At 71.0% G+C, this 18,061-nt stretch carries 16 protein-coding genes; 9 read left to right on the forward strand and 7 right to left on the reverse strand.

The genetic code is table 11. The features are described 5' to 3' along the window. Positions 1-188 precede the first annotated feature (188 nt). From P2L57_RS31745 to P2L57_RS31760, 4 genes are all read left to right on the forward strand, one after another. Entirely contained in the window at positions 189-617 is a 429-nt protein-coding gene (locus P2L57_RS31745; RefSeq protein WP_275820427.1) for a methyltransferase domain-containing protein, read from the forward strand. Positions 618-682: 65 nt separating this feature from the next. Further along, the gene (locus P2L57_RS31750; protein WP_275820429.1) at positions 683-1,183 is read left to right on the forward strand and encodes an ImmA/IrrE family metallo-endopeptidase; all 501 of its coding nucleotides are present in this window, start codon (positions 683-685) and stop codon (positions 1,181-1,183) included. A gap of 5 nt (positions 1,184-1,188) precedes the next feature. After that, positions 1,189-2,451 (forward strand): MAB_1171c family putative transporter, encoded by a 1,263-nt coding sequence (locus tag P2L57_RS31755; protein ID WP_275820431.1) that lies wholly within the window; start codon positions 1,189-1,191, stop codon positions 2,449-2,451. Next, a complete protein-coding gene (locus P2L57_RS31760; RefSeq protein ID WP_275820433.1) occupies positions 2,448-3,275 on the forward strand; it encodes a class I SAM-dependent methyltransferase in 828 nt (275 codons plus the stop codon). The genes P2L57_RS31755 and P2L57_RS31760 overlap by 4 nt, the downstream gene beginning before the upstream one ends. Here P2L57_RS31760 and P2L57_RS31765 read toward each other — a convergent pair. Further along, positions 3,272-4,105 (reverse strand): isocitrate lyase/phosphoenolpyruvate mutase family protein, encoded by an 834-nt coding sequence (locus P2L57_RS31765; RefSeq protein ID WP_275820435.1) that lies wholly within the window; start codon positions 4,103-4,105, stop codon positions 3,272-3,274. The genes P2L57_RS31760 and P2L57_RS31765 overlap by 4 nt on opposite strands. Positions 4,106-4,984: 879 nt before the next feature. Between P2L57_RS31765 and P2L57_RS31770 the strand changes: the two genes are divergently transcribed. The 5 genes from P2L57_RS31770 to P2L57_RS31790 all read left to right on the forward strand — a co-directional run bounded on the left by P2L57_RS31770 (position 4,985) and on the right by P2L57_RS31790 (position 12,534). Beyond that, positions 4,985-8,854 (forward strand): Pls/PosA family non-ribosomal peptide synthetase, encoded by a 3,870-nt coding sequence (locus tag P2L57_RS31770; RefSeq protein WP_372516012.1) that lies wholly within the window; start codon positions 4,985-4,987, stop codon positions 8,852-8,854. 92 nt (positions 8,855-8,946) lie between these two features. Further along, positions 8,947-10,368: a M1 family metallopeptidase gene (locus P2L57_RS31775; protein ID WP_275820437.1), complete on the forward strand. Its 1,422-nt coding sequence runs from the start codon at positions 8,947-8,949 to the stop codon at positions 10,366-10,368. Between the two features lie 261 nt (positions 10,369-10,629). Beyond that, complete coding sequence (locus P2L57_RS31780) at positions 10,630-11,160, forward strand: universal stress protein (RefSeq protein ID WP_275820439.1); 531 nt, start codon at positions 10,630-10,632, stop codon at positions 11,158-11,160. 106 nt (positions 11,161-11,266) lie between these two features. After that, positions 11,267-11,572, forward strand: a complete 306-nt coding sequence (locus P2L57_RS31785; RefSeq protein WP_275820441.1) for a DUF1330 domain-containing protein — start codon at positions 11,267-11,269, stop codon at positions 11,570-11,572. Between the two features lie 176 nt (positions 11,573-11,748). Beyond that, positions 11,749-12,534 (forward strand): VOC family protein, encoded by a 786-nt coding sequence (locus P2L57_RS31790; protein WP_275820443.1) that lies wholly within the window; start codon positions 11,749-11,751, stop codon positions 12,532-12,534. A 67-nt stretch (positions 12,535-12,601) separates the two neighbouring features. On the opposite strand, the gene P2L57_RS31795 is transcribed toward P2L57_RS31790, so the two are convergent. From P2L57_RS31795 to P2L57_RS31820, 6 genes are all read right to left on the reverse strand, one after another. After that, the gene (locus P2L57_RS31795; protein ID WP_275820445.1) at positions 12,602-13,660 is read right to left on the reverse strand and encodes a chitinase; all 1,059 of its coding nucleotides are present in this window, start codon (positions 13,658-13,660) and stop codon (positions 12,602-12,604) included. A gap of 263 nt (positions 13,661-13,923) precedes the next feature. Next, on the reverse strand, positions 13,924-14,484 hold the full coding sequence (gene pcaG, locus P2L57_RS31800; protein ID WP_275820446.1) for a protocatechuate 3,4-dioxygenase subunit alpha: 561 nt from the start codon (positions 14,482-14,484) through the stop codon (positions 13,924-13,926). Continuing rightward, positions 14,481-15,158 carry a protocatechuate 3,4-dioxygenase subunit beta gene (gene pcaH / locus P2L57_RS31805; protein WP_275820448.1) on the reverse strand — a complete coding sequence of 226 codons (678 nt, stop codon included), beginning with the start codon at positions 15,156-15,158 and terminating at the stop codon, positions 14,481-14,483. The genes pcaG and pcaH overlap by 4 nt, the downstream gene beginning before the upstream one ends. Before the next feature lie 205 nt (positions 15,159-15,363). Then, entirely contained in the window at positions 15,364-16,560 is a 1,197-nt protein-coding gene (locus P2L57_RS31810; protein WP_275820450.1) for a thiolase family protein, read from the reverse strand. Positions 16,561-17,022: 462 nt separating this feature from the next. After that, positions 17,023-17,166, reverse strand: a complete 144-nt coding sequence (locus tag P2L57_RS31815; protein ID WP_275820452.1) for a hypothetical protein — start codon at positions 17,164-17,166, stop codon at positions 17,023-17,025. Positions 17,167-17,281: 115 nt separating this feature from the next. Further along, complete coding sequence (locus P2L57_RS31820; protein WP_275820454.1) at positions 17,282-18,037, reverse strand: GntR family transcriptional regulator; 756 nt, start codon at positions 18,035-18,037, stop codon at positions 17,282-17,284. Positions 18,038-18,061: the final 24 nt, after the last annotated feature.

Raw genomic sequence — 18,061 nt, forward strand, 5'->3', positions numbered from 1 at the left:
CCGCTCGCCGGGCCCGGTGAAACGGCAGTCGGCGCGGCCGACACCCCGCCCGAGGCCTCGCTGAACCCGCCGCCCTCCCAACGGCGTCGAGGACTCGCCGATCACAAACTATCCTGGCGTCGAGAGATATCTCGTGGAGGCTGGATTCCAGATACCTTGACGTCGAGACACACGGGAGAGGTGCCACCGTGACGACCCCCCGATGGGATCCTGAGCAGTACCCGCGCTTCACCGACGAGCGGATCAGGCCGCTACGCGAACTGCCGGCCCGCGTACCCGCGCTTCCCGCCGCACCTGCCGCTCTCGACCTCGGCTGCGGGCCCGGCAACTCCACCACCGTGATCCGCGAGCGCTGGCCCGAGGCCGCCATCACCGGCGTCGACGACTCCGCCGAGACGCTGCGAACCGCCCACGCCACCGGCGAACCCAGCGCCGACCACCTGCTGGCCGACGCCGCCGAATACGACCCGGCCCCAGCCCGCCCCGGCCTGTGGGACGGTCAGCCCGGAACTGTCCACTCAAACTGTTCAATGCGGTCGAGGCAATCGCCGTCACCGACTGACCATATGTCAACTACAGCGGATATTGACGACTCGCACACCGCGTTGATTGGCTAGAGTAAGCGGCCCCAAGGCCCTGGACTGACCGCGGCGACGGCCGATTGCGGGGGTGCGGCTAGACCATGACCACACGGCGCATCCGGAAGAAGTGCCAGGCGTTGGTCAGTACGCTCGATCTGCCCCGGCCGTTCTCCGTGGAAGGCCTGATCCACGATCTCTCCTTACAGCGCGGCCGCGCCATCCGGCTCCGCAGCCTGCCCAGCGGCTTCGCGGCTCATGCGTGCGGACTGGTCATCTCCACCGACACGGCCGATGAAATCTACGTCGAGGAGCAGACCACCCAGTTCCATCGAGAGCACATCGCCCTCCATGAAATCGGCCATATCCTGATGCATCACGACAACGGCAGCCGGGAAAGCCATGGCGCGCTGGCCGCGTTGCTGCCGAACCTCAGTCCCGAAGCGATCAGCCGAGTCCTTGCTCGCACCAGCTACACCACCGAGCAGGAACAGGAGGCCGAACTCGTCGCGAGCCTGATTCGGGCAACCGCCGGAACGCTCGCCCCGCTGCCGTCGACCGGAGTGCGCGGCAAACTCGAAGTGTCCCTCGGAATACGCGAGTAGGAGTCATGGACAACGCTTCGGTCTACCACTTAGGCTCCACCGTCGAACTTTCCGGCGCGCTGGCGCTCTGGCTGGCGGTGTTCCTGCGACTGCCGACAGCCCGGCGCTCACACCAGCAGCGCATGCTCCTGCTCGCCGTGGCCGGTCTCGCCGGGTCGATCACCGTCTATCTGGACCCCGTTACCGCGGCGATCAACCGGACCTTCGTCTTCGCCCAGAGCTGCGGCCTCTTCATGAACGTATGGGGTGTCTTCAGCTCGGCCCTCATCCTGGACTTCGTGCTGGCCGCCGTCTCCCGGCGGCGCCCGTGGCTGATCTACGGTTCGATGGCCGTCACGACCGTCGCGTTGATCACCCTCAACTCCACCATCGCGCCGCACTCAGGCTGCGTCACCTCGGAGTCCGTGCCGTGGTACAGCCTGTTCTGGTGGATCCTGGTCGCCGCGCATCTGACCGGAACCATTCCGTGTCTCGTGATGTGCGTGCGCTACAGCCGTCAGGCGCAGCGGGATCGCCCACTGCGCGTCGGCCTGGTGCTGCTCGCCGGCGGTTTCCTGTCGTCCACCGTGTTCTGGTCCGTGGTGCTGGCGTTCCTGCTCGCTCGCCCCGCCTGGCTGAGGGCGCTGTTCCCGCTCAACATCGGCATCACCGCCTGGCTGATGACCGCGGGAACCTCGCTGCCGCTCCTCTTGATGGCGTCCCGGCTCATCCGGCACGCGACGGCCCTGTGGCGGCTGTCACCACTGTGGCGGGATCTCGTCGGGGCTGTTCCGCACGTCGCCCTGGACCGTCCGCGCGGCCGGTTCCGCGAGACCCTCGGTGGACCTCGTTCCGTCTATCTGCGTCTGTACCGGGAAGTCATCGAGATCCGGGACGCCATACTGATCCTGCGTGACTATGTGACGCCCGGGACCGTGGCACGCGCCCGCGAGCACGTCGGCCTGCTCGGTCTGCCCGAGCATCGGATCGAGCCCGCCGTGGTCGCGTGCTGGCTGGAGGAGGCCCGCCGGGCCAAGGCGGCGGGTGCCGCACCGCAGCCGAATCCGCTGGACCCCACGAGCTTCCAGGGGCGCGACCTCCAGGACGAGATCGGGTTTCTGCTTGAGGTCCGCCGCGCGCGCCGACTCTCCCAGTCGTTCCTTTCCGCCCCGTCGCAGCCGACGTACTCCACGCCCACGTACTCCACCGCCGTTCCGGACGGATACGGCGAGAAGATCACGGACACGCTCCAGTACCAGCCGCAACCAGGAATCCAGCGAGAACTATGAACTCCGACCGTCCCGCATCCACCAACCGTTACCGCACCGGCATGTTGGGCAAGAACGCTCCGCAGGAACGCACCCGGCTGGAGTCCATCCAGCAGAGCGTGGACTCGCGGACGATCGCGATCATCCAGGACCTCTCCATCACACCGTCCTGGCGCTGCCTGGAACTGGGTGCGGGTGCCGGATCCATCGCCTACTGGCTGGCCGGGCGCTGCCCGGACGGAGAAGTGGTGGCCGTCGACATCGACACCCAGCACCTCGACGCCGACCGGGCCGCCAACCTCGTGGTACAGAAGGCCGACATCATCCACGAGGACTACCCACCAGCGAGCTTCGACCTCATTCACGCCCGCTATCTGCTCTGCCATCTACCGGAGCGCGACGAGATCATCGAACGGGCTGCCGGATGGCTGGCTCCCGGCGGCTGGCTGGTCATCGAGGACCCTTACCAACTCCCCGCGGACACCTCCCCGTTTCCGGTGGTCCAGCGGCTCATGGCGGCCTACGAGCGCAAGTACAACGAGCATGGCGCCGATCTGACCTGGGCACGGGGCGTTCCCGCGGTCCTCGCCCGGAGCGGACTGGGCGACGTGGGGTTCGCCGGGAACCTGGGCTGTATGGGGTGCCTCGACAAGGACCGCTGGTTTCCGCTCATCAACCAGGCGGGTCCGTCTCTGGTCGCCGACGGCCTCATCACGGAGACGGACCTTCAGCAGTTCTTCGATCTGCTGAAGGACCCGGCCTTTGTCGACATCCCACAGGTCACGATTTCGGTGTGGGGGCGCCGTCCTGCGCTGTCAGCGGACGACGGCGCGTCGATCGGCTAGCCGAACAGGCTGTTCAGACCAGCGGAGTCCAGCGAACCGTCCAGCGCCGTGTAGGTGCCCTCGGTCAGCAGTTCCAGCGTGGCCCGCCGGGCCGCCGTGTACGCGGCCCGGGCCACACCGGCGCCAAGGCTGATCCTGCGCACCCCGGCCCGGGTCAACTCGGCGACGCTCGGGCCGCCCGGCGTGGCCAGCACGTTCAGCGGTAGCGGGCAGCCGTCGGCGAGCTTGCGCAGCGTGTCCAGATCAAGCAGGCCCGGGACGAAGATGCCGTCAGCGCCCGCCTCGGCGTAGGCCGCGGCGCGCTCCAGCACATCGTCGAGACGGTCCTCGGTCGCGCCGATCTGGAACAGGTACACATCTGTACGGGCGTTGATCACCAGTTCCGGCAGTCCGGCCTCGGCCGCCGCCTCCCGGGCCGCGCGGATGCGGGCGGCCTGCTCCTCCTCGGTGAACAGCGGCCCGCGGACCGCTTTGGAGTCCTCCAGGTTGAGGCCGATGGCACCGGCCGCGACCACCGCCCTGGCGGTGGCCGCCACGTCCTCCTCGGTGGAACCGTAGCCTCCTTCCGCGTCCACGGTCACCGGCAGGTCAACGGCCGCCGCGACCCGGGCGGCGGCCTCGGCCATCTGCTCGCGGCTCATCTTCTGGCCGTCCCCGCGCCCCAGCGACCAGGCGACCCCGGCACTGGTCGTGGCGATCGCCCGGGCCCCGGCGGCAGCGATCACCGCGGCACTCGCGGCATCCCAGGCGTTGGGTAGCAGGAGGGCGCCTTCCGCGCTCAACTCGCGGAAACGTAGGGCCTTTTCCTTGGTGCGGGCATCAATCGCCATGTCTCTCCTTGTGAATGCGTGTGAACACGCGGAGTCGGGATCAGCGGGCCGCTGGCTCCGCCCTGCGACGGTACGCCTGAGTCGGCGTGAGATACAGGTCCAATTCCGTGCGGGGATCCTGGCCCAATTCCCGTCCCGCAACGCGCCGTTACCCGCTGAACGGCGTCCGGTGCGCTGGTGGTGGCGGTGTACGCGGGCCGCGAGACCGCGGGTCCGCGGCATCGTGATCGTTCGCCGTCGCGGTGGAATCCCCATACCGCTGCCACGGCGAGTACGGCGGTCGTCTGAACGCCCTTTCCCCACGTGGTGGTTGGCACCCCGACGGCGGCAAATCCCTGCTGCCGCCATGCGGCGGAGCATTTTAGCACGCCTGCGGATTGCCCTTGACCCGGCCGCGACCGCCGCGGCTCGGCGAAGCGGCCTTCGACACGGTTTTGAAATCGCCGTTAAGTCCCCAGAACCGGCTGGTAAAGCCGTTCGAGATCCGCACCGTTGCGCGACTCGGGCGTTCTCTCATTTTCCTCTTACGTTCTTCTCATGCTTGGCTTACCAACGCCTTATCCCTGTCTCCTGGTGACGCTTGACATTTTTTCGAACAGATTTTGTGGAGGACCTACGCACTCTTGGCCCACTGTTTGCGCCATTGCCACCAACTGCGCCAACTCGTCGTGCGTCTCTATACGTGCAGACAAGCCCGCCGCTCCCGCTCCGCACGCGGACCGGCGGGCCGCCGTCCCGGTCACACAATGCCGCTGTACGGGGCGGCGGCAGCCGTGACACACGCCCGCCCGCACAGGGCGTAATCCAGAAGGACTCTCCTTGACACTGCAACCGCAGTACGCCGCCCCGGCGCGCCGAATTCCGTCCCAGCAGGACTTACTGACCACTTCCCCCGTCTCCGGAGCGCTCTGGCCGGCGGTACCTCCCGCCCCGGCCCGTACACTCATCGACATCCTGGAGACGGTCGCGCAGACGCATCCCACGGCTCCAGCCCTGGACGCCGGGGAAGCTGTCCTCGACTACCGCACTCTGCTCGCCGAAGTCACCGTGCTCGCCGACAAGTTGGGCGCACAGGGCATCGGAGCCGGTGACCGGGTGGGTATACGTGTGCCCTCCGGCACCGCCGATCTGTATGTGGCCGTTCTCGCCGTGCTGTACGCCGGTGCGGCCTACGTACCGGTCGACGCCGACGATCCCGATGAGCGGGCCGAGATGATCTGGTCCGAGGCCGCGGTGTCCGCCGTCATCGGGTCCGGTCTTTCGGTGCTCGCCCGCCCCGAGGCCGCCCCGCAGGGCAGGCACCGCAGACCGTCCCCCGAGGACGACGCGTGGATCATCTTCACCTCCGGAACGACCGGACGGCCCAAGGGCGTCGCGGTCACCCACCGCTCCGCCGCCGCCTTCGTCGACGCCGAGGCCCGGCTGTTCCTCCAGCGGGCTCCGCTGGGACCCGGCGACCGTGTGCTGGCCGGTCTTTCGGTCGCGTTCGACGCCTCCTGCGAGGAGATGTGGCTGGCCTGGCGGCACGGCGCCTGTCTGGTACCGGCTCCCCGCTCGCTGGTCCGCGCGGGCACCGACCTGGGGCCGTGGTTGGTGGAGCGCGGGATCACGGTGGTGTCGACGGTTCCGACCCTGGTCGCCCTGTGGCCGGTGGAATCCCTCGACCTGGTGAGGCTGTTGATCGTCGGCGGCGAGGCATGCCCGGCCGAGCTGGTGGACCGCCTCGGCGGCGAACGTGAGATGTGGAACACCTACGGTCCGACGGAGACCACGGTGGTCGCCTGCGCCACCCGGCTCGTGCCGGGCGAGCCGGTGCGCATCGGCACTCCACTGGACGGCTGGGAACTCGCCGTCGTGGACACCGAGGGCCGTCCCGTCCCCTGGGGTGAGACCGGTGAACTGGTGATCGCGGGTGTCGGCACCGCGCGCTACCTCGACGAGGCCAAGGACGCCGAGAAGTTCCGCGCGCACCCCGCCCTGCCGGGCCGCCGCGCGTACCGCAGCGGTGACCTGGTGCGCGCGGAGCGGCAAGGGCTGGTGTTCGTCGGCCGCGCCGACGAACAGGTCAAGCTGGCCGGGCGGCGGGTTGAACTCGGTGAGATCGACGCCGCGTTGCAGGCGCTGCCCGGGGTACGGGCGGCCGCCGCCGCGGTACGCGGCACGGCGGGCGGCGGCCAGGTGCTGGTCGGCTACCTGGTACCGGCGGGGCCGCCGCTGGATGTCGCGGCCGCCCGCCGTCAACTCCTCGACCATCTGCCGCAGTCACTCGTCCCGGTACTCGCCGTGGTCGACGGACTACCGACCCGCACCTCGGGCAAGGTCGACCGCAACGCCCTGCCCTGGCCGCTGCCGCATGCCGAGCCGCGGCCGGACGAGGCGCTGGAGGGCACCGCGGCCTGGCTCGCGGCGCGCTGGCAGGATCTGCTGGGCCTTCCGATCACCGCCGAGTCGGACTTCTTCGCGCTCGGCGGCACCAGTCTGGCCGCCGCGAAGCTGGTCTCCACCTTGCGCGAGCGGTACCCGGATGTGTCCGTCGCGGATGTCTACCACTGCTCCGGGCTGCTGGCGCTGGCCGAGCGGCTGGACTCGTTCGGCGAGTCGTCCGGGGCGCAGCGGGTGGTCCGGCCGACGCCGCGGCGCGCCGGGGTCGTGCAGTGCCTGGTGCTGGCCGTCCTGTTCACCGTCACCGGGCTGCGCTGGCTGCTCGCGCTGGCCGCGCTCGACAATCTGTCGGGTCCGCTGCCCTGGGCGCCGCACACCTCGTGGTGGGTGGTGCTGGGCGGCTGGGTGGCGCTGTACAGCGCGCCCGCCCGGCTGGCCATCGGCGCCGGGCTGGCCCGGCTGCTCACCCGGGGCCTGCGGCCGGGCGCGCATCCGCGGGGCGGCTCGGTGCATCTGCGGCTGTGGGCGGCCGAGCGGGTGGTGGCGACGTTCGGCGTACCGCAGCTGATCGGTACGCCATGGGCATCGCGGTACGCCCGCGCGTTGGGCTGCACGGTCGGCCGTGGCGTCCAGTTGCACTCCATGCCGCCGGTGACCGGACTGGCCGAACTCGGCGACGGCTGCAGCGTGGAGCCGGAGGTCGATCTGGCCGGTTGGTGGCTGGACGGCGACGTACTGCACCTCGGGGCGCTGCGTGTCGGTGCGGGCGCCCGGGTGGCGACGCGGTCGATGCTGCTGCCCGGTGCGTCGGTGGGTGACGGCGCGGAGATCGCGCCCGGTTCCTGTGTGAGCGGGGTGGTACCCGCGAACCAGCGCTGGACCGGCAGCCCGGCCAGGCCCGTTAAGGGCGCGGGCCGGGTGGGCGCCGAGTGGCCCGCTCCGCGGTATGCGCACTCCCGGCGGTGGTACCCGGCGTACGCGGCCGGGCTGTTGGGCTTCAACCTGCTGCCGCTGGTGTCCGGGCTGCCCGCGCTCGGGCTGCTCTACTGGATCGCCGGGCGCGATGCCTCGCTGGGCACCCTGCTGGGCGATCTGCTGTGGACCGCTCCCCTGCTGACCGTGCTGACGATGTCCTGCTACGCGGCGTTGACGGTGGTCATGGTCCGGCTGGCCGGACGGGCGCTGAAGCCCGGCTTCCATCCGGCGCACGGCCGGGCGGCCTGGTGTGCCTGGGTCACCTCGGGGTTGATGGACCAGGCCCGCGGTTCCCTCTTCCCGTTGTACGCCAGCCTGTTCACGCCGGTGTGGATGCGGTTGCTGGGCGCGCGGGTGGGGCGCCGGGCCGAGCTGTCCACGGTACTGGCGCTGCCGGGGCTGATGTCGGTCGAGGACGGGGCGTTCCTGGCGGACGACACGTTGGTGGCGCCGTACGAAATGCGCGGCGGCTGGCTGCGGTTGGGGACGTCCAGCGTGGGACGACGGGCGTTCGTCGGCAACTCGGGCATCGTCGGGCCGGGTCGGTCGCTGCCCGACGAGGCGCTGGTCGGCGTGCTCTCCGACGCGCCCGCGCAGGCCGAGCCCGGCTCGTCGTGGCTCGGCAGGCCCGGTTTCACCGTCGCCCGCAACGCCGACGGCGCTGATCCCAGCCGTACCTTCGAGCCGCCCGCCCGTCTGGTGCTGGCCCGGGCCTCGGTGGAACTGTGCCGGTTCATCCCGCTGTTGTGCACCGCGGTGCTGGCTGATGTGTCCTTCGTGGCGCTGCAGGAGGTGGTCGACCTCAACGGTTGGGCGGCGGCCACGGTGCTGGCCGGTGTGCTGGTGTTGGCGGCGGGCGCGGTCGCGTGTGTGACCACGACGGCGGCCAAGTGGCTGCTGGTGGGGCGGTTCCGGCAGGGTGAGCATCCGCTGTGGAGCTCGTTCGTGTGGCGCAACGAGCTGTACGACGTGTTCGTCGAGGAGTTGGCGATGCCCTGGCTGGGCGGTTCCCTGGTCGGCACGCCGCTGCTGAACGTGTGGCTGCGCACGCTGGGCGCGCGGATCGGGCGCGGGGTGTGGTGCGAGAGCCACTGGCTGCCGGAGACGGATCTGGTGCGGGTGGAGGACGGGGCGAGCGTGAACCGCGGCTGTGTGCTGCAGACGCATCTGTTCCACGACCGTCTGATGCGTGTCGACGGCGTCCGGTTGGGGCGAGGCGCGACACTGGGTCCGCACTCCATCGTGCTGCCCGGTTCCGCGGTCGGCGACGGTACCGTGATCGGCCCGTCGTCCCTGGTGATGCGCGGTGAGCAGGTGCCGTCCGGCACCCGCTGGCTGGGCAACCCGGTGTCATCGTGGACGCCGGACGCCGAGCCGGTCGCCTCGGCGTGAGCTGCGTCCCTCCGGGGCCCGCGACGTCGACGACGGGCGTCGCGGACCCCGGAACCCCCCGGAACCCCCCGGAACCCCAAGGAGATCGAACCGTGTGTCCGTGGACTCGCCGGGCGTTCGTGGCCGGTGCGCTCTCGCTTCCGGTGTCGTGCGCCGCGGCGGACTCCCACGGGGAGCCTGGTGGCCGAAGGGCGCGGCCGCTGACCTCGGAACGCTACTTCCCCAACCATGGCGACCCGGGATTCCATGTCGCCGAGTACGACCTGCGGCTGACGTACCATCCGCCGACCCGCGCGCTGGACGGCCTCGCGCGAGTGGCCGCGACCGCCGACGCCGCGGGGGCCGGATTCGGTCTTGACCTGTCGTCCGCGCTCACCGTCTCCGCGGTGAGCGTGGACGGGGTCGCCGCCCAATTCCGGCATCGACGGGGCAAGTTGCGGGTCACGGCGGCCACCGCGCTGGCGCCCGGGCAGCCGTTCAGTTGCGAGGTGCGCTACTCGGGCAGGCCCAAACCGCTGCGCACCCCCTTCGGCGACATCGGCTGGGACTACACCACGGACTCGCCCCCCGGTGTGCTGGTGGCCAGCCAGCCGCTGGGCGCGCCCTCCTGGTTCCCGTGCAACGACCATCCCGCCGACAAGGCCGCGTACCGGGTGGCGGTGACCGTACCCGAGGGGTACCAGGTGGTCGCCAACGGAGTGCTCACCGACCGTTCGACGGCACCGGGTTCCGGAACGACCTGGACGTATGAGCACGCCGGGCCGATGGCCAGTTATCTGGCCACGCTCAACGTGGGCCGCTTCGTCTTCACCACGCAGCACGGCGGCCCGGTACCGATCCGCAACGCGTACCCCATGCGGCTGGCCACCGCCTTCGACCATGACTTCGGACGGCAGCCGCAGATGATGCGGCTGTTCCAGGAACTGTTCGGGCGGTACCCGTTCGAGGTGTACGGATCGGTGGTCGTCGAGGCCGAACTCGACGAGCCGGTGGAGAACCAGACGTTCTCCCTGTTCGGCAGCAACCATGTGGACGGCAAACGCGGCAGTGAGCGCCTGGTCGCGCATGAACTCGCCCACCACTGGTTCGGCAACAGCGTCACTCTCGCGCAATGGCGGCACATCTGGCTCAACGAGGGGTTCGCCACCTACTGCGAGTGGTTGTGGTCCGAGCATTCCGGCGGCTCCAGCGCCGACCAGCTGGCGGCGGACAACTGGGCGGACCTGGCCCAGGCGGGCCAGCGGCTGCGGATCGGCGATCCCGGCCCCGACCGGCTCTTCGACGACCGGGTCTACTCACGCGGCGCCTGCACCCTGCACGCGCTGCGCACCACGATCGGCGACGACGCCTTCTACGCGACGCTCAGGGCGTGGGCGGACCAGTACCGCCACCGCAACGCCGGGACGGAGGAGTTCATCGCCCTCGCCGAGCAGCACGGCAACCGGAAACTGGACTCGCTCTTCCGCTCATGGCTGTACGAGAAGCGGCTGCCGCGGCTGCCACAGCGCGCCTGACCAGCTGCCGCGGCTGCGTTCTGGCTGGTAGGGCCTTGGCTGCGGGCTGGCTGGCAGGGGCCTTGGCTGCGGCCGGATACGCATGCCGTGCCACGTCCCACGGGATCGACATCAAAGGGGTGTCAAGGACCGAGCGGCGGCCGTAGAGAGCCCGTAAAGGCGGTCATCTTCCCGCTCCCGCCGGACGTCCACTGGATGTGCGGAACACCTGGGATCAGCAGGGAGCCCAGGGGCACAGCGGAACAAGGGAAGCGAACGATCATGACCGAGGGCACGCGAGTCATCGTCGGGGTCGGCGGAACGCTGAGCAGCCTCGCGGCGCTGCACCGCGCGGTGGGCGAGGCACGCCGCAGGGACGCCCTCCTGGTACCGGTACACGCCTGGGCACCGGTGGGCGGCGAGGCCGTGTACCGCCGCAGCCCGTGCCCGCCGCTGCTCAAGGAGTGGGAGAACGCCGCCGGCAAGCGGCTCGACACCGCCTTCGAGCAGGCCTTCGGCGGCTACCCGGAGGGGCTGCGGATCCACGCCAAGGTGGTGCGCGGCGACGTCGGCGAGGCACTGGTCCAGACCGCTGACCGGCCGGATGACCTGCTGGTGGTGGGTACCGGACGGCGTGGTCGGCTGCGCCGCCTGTTCCACGGCTCGGTGAGCCGCTACTGTCTGGCCCGCGCCACGTGCAGCGTGCTCGCCGTTCCGCCGTCGGAACTGCTCGACACCCTGGAGCGCATGATGCGCGGCGCCGATCCGATGACGCTGCTGGCCCGGACGACCCAGACCTCCGGCGCACGCTGACCGGGTACCTATGCATGACGGATTCCGCGCCGCCCGGGGCTCCGTAGCGTCGGTCCCACCCGCGGCCGTCCGGCCCGGGCAGGACCGACGCCCGCGGAGGAATCCGATGACCGCATATGCCGTAGCCCACCTGCACGAGGTCACCATGGGCCCGGCGATCGTGGAGTACCTGGAGCGGATCGACGACACGCTGAAGCCGTTCGGCGGCCAGTTCCTGGTGCACGGCGACGACGTGGAGCTACGCGAGGGCAGCTGGCCGGGTTCGTTGATCGTCATCGCCTTCCCCGACCTGGGGCGGGCCCGCGCCTGGTACACGATCCTTCCGCTGCGCACCGAGAACTCGGTCGGCGATGTGGTGATGGTCCAGGGCGTCTCCCCCGAGCACCACGCGACCGACGTCCTGGCGGGCTGATCGCTACGACGGACGCCATCGCGCCGCTTGGGAACGGCCGCGCCGAGGCCGCCCGCCGAGCCCCGAGTGGCGGGAGCTCCGCCGGTCGGCAAGTGTGGAAAGAAAGGGAGTGGACACCGTCCGCCGGTGGTGCTCCGCGGCCTTCGGCGGACCGTCGACATGTGGAGGCGAAGGGCATGTCCGAGGTCACAGCCGCGTACCCGGTGGGGACTCCGTGCTGGGTGGATCTGATGGTGGGCGATCAGCAGGCCGCCCTGGACTCCTACCACGAACTGTTCGGCTGGTCCGGTGAGATCGGTCCGGAGGAGATGGGCGGCTACACGGTCTGTACGTTGCACGGCAAAGCCGTCGCCGGGATCGGCAAGGCGATGGCCATGGACGGCCAGGCCGCGCCGCCGACCGCCTGGACCACGTACCTGTCGGTGGACGACCTCGACGAGGCACTGCGAGCGGTCGCCGACAACGGCGGCCAGGTCTACACCGGGCCGCATGACATCCCGGACAACGTCGGCCGGATGGCGGTCGGCGCCGATCCGACGGGCGGCGCCTTCGGTCTGTGGCAGCCGTTGGACTTCGTCGGTGCCCAACTCGTCAACGAGCCGGGCACCTTGTGCTGGAACGAGCTCAACTCCCAGGATCCGCAGGCCGCCGCCGCGTTCTACTCGCGGGTGCTCGGCGTCAGCTTCACCCCGTACAAGGTGATGCCCGGCTACTACACGATGCACGCGGGCGGTCGAACGGTGGGCGGGCTGCAGGGCCTTGACCAGTTCCCCGAGGGCACGCCCTCGCACTGGCTGGCGTACTTCTCGGTGAACGACACCGACGCGACGGTCGACCAGGTGACCAAGCGAGGCGGAGCGGTGCTGCAGAAGCCCTTCGAGATCCCCGCGGGCCGGATGGCCGTGGTGCGTGACTCGCAGGGCGGGGTGTTCGGCGTGATCGCCATGCCGCCGACGGCCTGACGGTGGGCGAGGCGAAGGGCCGTGAGCCGCCGCCGCGGCCCGCGGCCCTTCGCCGTCGGCCCGGTCGTCAGCCGGTGTAGCCGCTCATGGCCTGGCCGAACGCGCCGGGGCTCTGGTCGATGGAGGAGCAGGTCGGCTGGGCGTAGCCGGTCGAGCCGCCCGGGCATGCCTGGTCGCGGGTCGCGGACCAGAACGACAGCCAGGCCAGGTGCCTGCTCTGGGCGAACGAGGTGAGACCGGCGGCGTTGTCGAGGGTGAACGTCTCACTGGTGAGGTCGTTGAGCCCGATCATCGGGGTGACCGCCACCTTGTTCCATGCCTGGTCATCGCTGAGGTCCGGCCATACGGACTTGATCTGGCCCTGCGTCGCGGTGGCCGCGTCGATGGCGTTCTGCCCCATGTCCGACGGGAACGACGAGCCGTAGTCCATGGCCATCACGTTCACCGCGGCGATCGCCGCTCCGTTGTTCTTCGCGCTGGTCAGGATGTTGACGCCGTCGGAGGTCAGTCCGCTGGGCAGCACCGGCAGGGTGTACGAGACCTGTAGCGACGGGTTGTTCTGCTCCAGGACGGCGATCGCCTGGTTGCGGCGGTCGACTGACGCGGTGTCTGCCACGGAAGCGCCCTCGACGTCGAAGTCGAGGGAGGTCAGCGAGTACTGGTCGATGACCTTCTGGTACGCGGCGGCCAGATCGGAGGCCGAGGAGCAGCTGGTGGCCAGCTCCGTGCCGTTCGCACCGCCGAACGACACCCGGACGTCTCCGCCGGCCGACCGCAGTCCCGCGATGTTGGAGGCGGTGGCGGCGTCCGACAGATCGGTGACGCCGCCCCACTTGGGATCGCAGCTTCCGCCGTCCGTGACGAAGGCGAGGTTGAAGTAGTGGGTGCCCTCGGTCGAGGCGCCCGTTGCGAGGTTGTACTGCGGCCAGAGCGACAGGTCCACGTACGGGGACACGGTCCCGAAGCCGCTGGCTGCCGGGTGCGCGGTGGCCGCCGCGGCGGTGTCCGTGCCGGTGGTGAGCGCCGCGGCGCCCGCGAGGAGCGCGGCGGCCGCGGCCATCGCCGTGGTACGGCGCTTGACCGTGCCCCTCGCGGGCGTTTCGGGCAGGGCGGAGCGTTGCGGCATGGCGGACTCCTGGTGTGGGGGATGGGGCCCGTGCCGGGACGGGTGGTCGGGCACACCGTCCCGGCACGGGAGATGAGGGCGCCGCGGTCGTGGGGGCGACGTCGTCCGGGCGTGCGGGGTCGCATTCGGCGCGGGCGTCCCGCTGGACACCGCGGTCACCGCATGCCCAATAAATTGGCCTGGACCAATGACCCGCGTCAAGACGTGGTCGGCGAAAAGTTGCGCGGCCGGCTGGCGCCGACCACCCGTGCATCGGGCCGAGTTCACCCAAAGGCGAGGAAGACCGTCTCCTCGTGCGCACCGTCGCCCTGGAGCCGCACATCGAAGCGGTGGACCCCGGCGCGTTCCCGCTCCGCGACCAGCGTGGCGCGGCGCCGGGCGTCCAGCGAGGACAGCAGCGGATCGTCGGCCTCGCCCAAGTACACGCGGGTGAACAGGTGTTGGAGCAGCCCCCGGGCCATGACGCATACCGACAGATACGGCGCACCGCCGGGCGGCAGGGTGCGCAGTACGTAGCTCCCGTCGGCGCCGGTGGCGACCCTTCCGAACCCGGTGAAGGCCACGCCGTCCCGGCCGATGGCCGCGCCACCCACCGGATCGCGGCGCAGCGAGCCGGGCGCTCCGGCGCGCGAGCCGTCCGGTGCGGGCTGCCAGAACTCCAGCAGGGCGTCGTCGACCGGCTCGCCGTGACCGTCCAGGACACGACCCCGCACGGTGATGGTGTCCGGGTGCCCGGTGGGCGCGATCTGGCCGCCTCCCGGATGCGGCAGCGCGTACCCGAAGTAGGGGCCGATGGTCTGGGACGGTGTGGGCAGCGGTGTCATCGGCGGCCCCCCTCGGTACGGGTGGCCGACGGTCCGCCGAGGACGATGTCCCAGCGGTAGCCCAACGCCCAGTCCGGCGTGGACAGTTCGGGGTCGTACGCGGCGACCAGCCGTTGCCGGGCCGCGTCATCGCCCACGGACTGCAGGATGGGGTCCAGCGGGAGCAGCGGATCGCCGGGGAAGTACATCTGGGTGACGAGCCGCTGGGTGAAGGCGGCGCCGAACAGGGAGAAGTGGATATGCGCGGGCCGCCAGGCGTTGGAGTGGTCGCCCCAGGGATAGGCGCCGGGTCTGATCGTGGTGAACCGGTACCGGCCCTGGTCATCGGTCAGGCAGCGGCCGGCGCCGGTGAAGTGCGGGTCCAGCGGGGCGTGGTGCTGGTCGCGCCGGTGCGCGTAGCGTCCGGCGGCGTTGGCCTGCCAGATCTCGATGAGTTGGCCGCGTACCGGACACCCCGCCCGGTCGAGCACCCGGCCGGTGAGGGTGATGCGCTCCCCCAGCGGCGCCCCGGGGCGCTGCCGGGTGAGGTCGCCGTCCAGGTCGGTGACATCGGCGCTGCCGAACACCGGTCCGGTCAGTTCCACCGCCTCCGGGTCGTCCACCACGACCAGCGGGTTCACCGGTTGCCGCCATAAGGCGCCGCGGTAGGGCTCGGGGCCCTCCGAAACACTCATGCCCGAAACACTCATGCACGGTCTCCTGGGTCCGGTCCGGCGGATCTTCGTCGGGTTGCCGCCTGCTCGGCGCCGCCGGTCTGCGCCGTAGGGCCGTTCGGCGCCCCGGCGGCCGAGTTCCCGGCCGCCGGGGTGGGCGAGCACGATGGATCTGGAGCGGAGGTCAGGCGCCCACGGCCGGTGCCGATGGCCCGCCGGGTCGGCCCTAGCGTTCGAGGACCAGGGCGAGGCCCTGGCCGACGCCGATGCACAGCGCGGCCAGTCCGGTGCCGGAGCCCGCGGCGGCCAGCTGGTGGGCGACGGCTCCGGCCAGCCGTGCGCCCGAGGCGCCGAGCGGATGGCCGATGGCGATGGCGCCGCCCCGCGGATTGACGGTGGCCGGGTCCAGCTCAGGCCACTCGGCGAGGCAGCCGAGCGCCTGGGCGGCGAAGGCCTCGTTCAGTTCGAAGGTCAGCAGGTCCGCGAAGCGGCGACCGGCTCTGGCCAGGGCGCGGTTCACGGCCTCGACCGGCCCCAGCCCGAAGTACTGCGGCTCGATGCCGGTCACCGCGGATGCCGAGATACGGGCGAGCGGTTCCCGTCCGCAGGCTCGCAACCCCTCCTCGTCGACGATCAGCAGCGCGGCGGCGCCGTCGTTGAGCGGTGAGGCGTTGCCCGCGGTGACCGTGCCGTCCGCGCGGAAGACCGGCTTGAGCCTGGCCAGCGCCTCAAGCGAGGTGGCGTCGCGGATGGTCTCGTCCCGCACCAGATCGGTACCGGCGACCGGCACGGCCTCCGGTGCGTAGAGTCCGTCCTTCCACGCGCGGCCGGCCTTCTCATGGCTGGCGAGCGCGAAGGCGTCCTGTGCCTCGCGGGTGATGCGGTGCCGGTCCGCGACGAGTTCGGCGCCCTCGCCGAGGGAGACCGTCCACTCCTTGGGCATGAGGGCGTTGGTCATCCGCCAGCCGAGCGTGGTGGAGTACATCTCCTGGTGTCCGGTGGGGAAGGCCCGCTCGGGCTTGGGCACCACCCAGGGCGCTCGGCTCATCGACTCGACACCGCCCGCGATCGCGATCGACGCGTCGCCGAGCGCGACCGCGCGGTAGGCCTGGATGACCGCCTCAAGACCGGATCCGCACAACCGGTTGACGGTCGAGCCGGGCACGGTGACCGGCAGCCCGGCGAGCAGCACGGCCATCCGGGCCACATCGCGGTTCTCCTCGCCCGCACCGTTGGCGTTGCCGAGGACGACATCGTCGATACGAGCCGGGTCGAGCTCCGGCGAACGGTCGACCAGCGCCCGGACCACATGCGCGGCGAGATCGTCCGGGCGCACGCCCGCCAGCGCGCCGCCGTACTTGCCGATGGGCGTACGCACCGCGTCGGCGATGTACACGTCACGGGCTGCCCCGCCAGTACTCATCGGTTTCCTTCCCTGCGCATTGCCCCTGTTCGCCTGGCGAACTGAAGTTCACGGCGGCTCGCGCCCGAGTCTGTTCCCGGCCGTCGGCGCTGTCAACGGACCATCCCGCCGAAGCCGGGCTGGTGGGGGCCCCGATTCCGGTCCGGGACGTGCGGGGGCCGAAGTGGGCGCGGGCACGGATCGCCGCGTGGGGCCGGTCCGGCGGCGCCGCGGCATCCAGCGGCGGCCTGCGTCCGGGGGCGACGCGACATGGCCGGGGCCCTCCGGAGCGGCCCCAACTCGCCGCGCCCGCAGCGGAGATCGCCGGGTGCCTGCGGCATTCGCCGTAACCGCGCCGGTGGCCGCCACGTTGATCATCCGGTAGTCGCGGAGCAGCAAGGAGGGGAAGCCCGTGCCGCCCCAGCCGGTCGACCTGGCGCAGCACATCGGGGCCTTCATCTCGGGATTTCCGGTGGCGGGGGGCTACCAGGTGCCGGAGCGGGCGGCGATCGCGGCGCTCTTGCCGTTCGCCGTGGTGCTCGTGGCGGGCGCGGCGCCGCACGCGCTGAGGGTGAGTGCCGCGGCGGCCAGGATGCCTGCTGCGCCGATGGCCCGGGTTCTGGGCACGTTCGCTTCGGTCTCCTTGCGAGGTTCCGGGAGGTGGCGCATGGCTGGCGGTGAGGCTCCAACCACGGGGCCGCTGACCGGACTTGATTGCCGCCGCGAGTCGCCCGACGCGGCGTCAGATCGTGGTCCGGCGGGAAAGCCCGGTGGTCGCAGAGGAGTTGTGCACGGTGAAGGCCACGGTGCCCGGCAGATAGCGGTCCTCGGACCACTCCACGGGCGTTCCGGCGGGATCGGTGCTGTGCCGCCGCTCGCGCAACAGCGCGTCACCGATCCCGCAGCCGAGCAGATCGGCGTCGTCCGCGTCGGCGAAGGTTACGTCGATGGTGTGGTGTACATCGGTGAACTGCACGCCCTGTTCCTCCAGCGGCACGGTGTGCGAGACGGCGGCCGGATCGAGTTGGGCGACGATCTCCCCGATGTGCCGTGGGTACACCGAGCGTTCGACCATGACCGGCGCCCCGGAGAGGGTACGAACCCTCAGCACCATGCACACCTCCTCGCCCTCGGCCAGCCGCAGCTTCTCGCGTTCGACCTCGTCGGCGGGTCGTCGTACGACGTCCACCACCCGGCCGCCGGGTTCCTCGCCGAGGGAGCGCGCCCAGCGGGTGAAGCTGACGGTCTCGCTGAACGTCTGCACCCGGGCGGTGCCCAGGACGACCCGGCGGGTGCCACGGCGGGAGGTCACCAGGCCATCAGCGCGCAGCAGGGCGAGAGCCTGGCGGATGGTGCCGCGGGAGACGCCGTAGGTCTGCGCCAGCGCGGCCTCGGCGGGCAGCCGGCCACCCGAGCCGTACGCGCCGTCAGCTATGCCCTGCCGGAGCTCGGCGGCCACCTTCCGGTACATCGCCTGGCGCCCGTCCGCCACGATCATCCCCGTCCACCGTCCCTGCAGGTA

Source organism: Streptantibioticus ferralitis (assembly GCF_029223525.1).
GTDB lineage: Bacteria > Actinomycetota > Actinomycetes > Streptomycetales > Streptomycetaceae > Streptantibioticus_A > Streptantibioticus_A ferralitis.

What these genes read in the sequence shown, in the direction of transcription:
- P2L57_RS31790 (WP_275820443.1), top strand. Translation starts at nt 11,749, where the DNA reads ATGTCCGAGGTCACAGCCGCGTACCCGGTGGGGACTCCGTGCTGGGTG.
- P2L57_RS31785 (WP_275820441.1), top strand. Translation starts at nt 11,267, where the DNA reads ATGACCGCATATGCCGTAGCCCACCTGCACGAGGTCACCATGGGCCCG.
- pcaH (WP_275820448.1), bottom strand. Translation starts at nt 15,158, where the DNA reads ATGAGTGTTTCGGAGGGCCCCGAGCCCTACCGCGGCGCCTTATGGCGG.
- P2L57_RS31760 (WP_275820433.1), top strand. Translation starts at nt 2,448, where the DNA reads ATGAACTCCGACCGTCCCGCATCCACCAACCGTTACCGCACCGGCATG.
- P2L57_RS31750 (WP_275820429.1), top strand. Translation starts at nt 683, where the DNA reads ATGACCACACGGCGCATCCGGAAGAAGTGCCAGGCGTTGGTCAGTACG.
- P2L57_RS31755 (WP_275820431.1), top strand. Translation starts at nt 1,189, where the DNA reads ATGGACAACGCTTCGGTCTACCACTTAGGCTCCACCGTCGAACTTTCC.
- P2L57_RS31765 (WP_275820435.1), bottom strand. Translation starts at nt 4,105, where the DNA reads ATGGCGATTGATGCCCGCACCAAGGAAAAGGCCCTACGTTTCCGCGAG.
- P2L57_RS31820 (WP_275820454.1), bottom strand. Translation starts at nt 18,037, where the DNA reads ATGATCGTGGCGGACGGGCGCCAGGCGATGTACCGGAAGGTGGCCGCC.
- P2L57_RS31780 (WP_275820439.1), top strand. Translation starts at nt 10,630, where the DNA reads ATGACCGAGGGCACGCGAGTCATCGTCGGGGTCGGCGGAACGCTGAGC.
- P2L57_RS31795 (WP_275820445.1), bottom strand. Translation starts at nt 13,660, where the DNA reads ATGCCGCAACGCTCCGCCCTGCCCGAAACGCCCGCGAGGGGCACGGTC.
- P2L57_RS31810 (WP_275820450.1), bottom strand. Translation starts at nt 16,560, where the DNA reads ATGAGTACTGGCGGGGCAGCCCGTGACGTGTACATCGCCGACGCGGTG.
- pcaG (WP_275820446.1), bottom strand. Translation starts at nt 14,484, where the DNA reads ATGACACCGCTGCCCACACCGTCCCAGACCATCGGCCCCTACTTCGGG.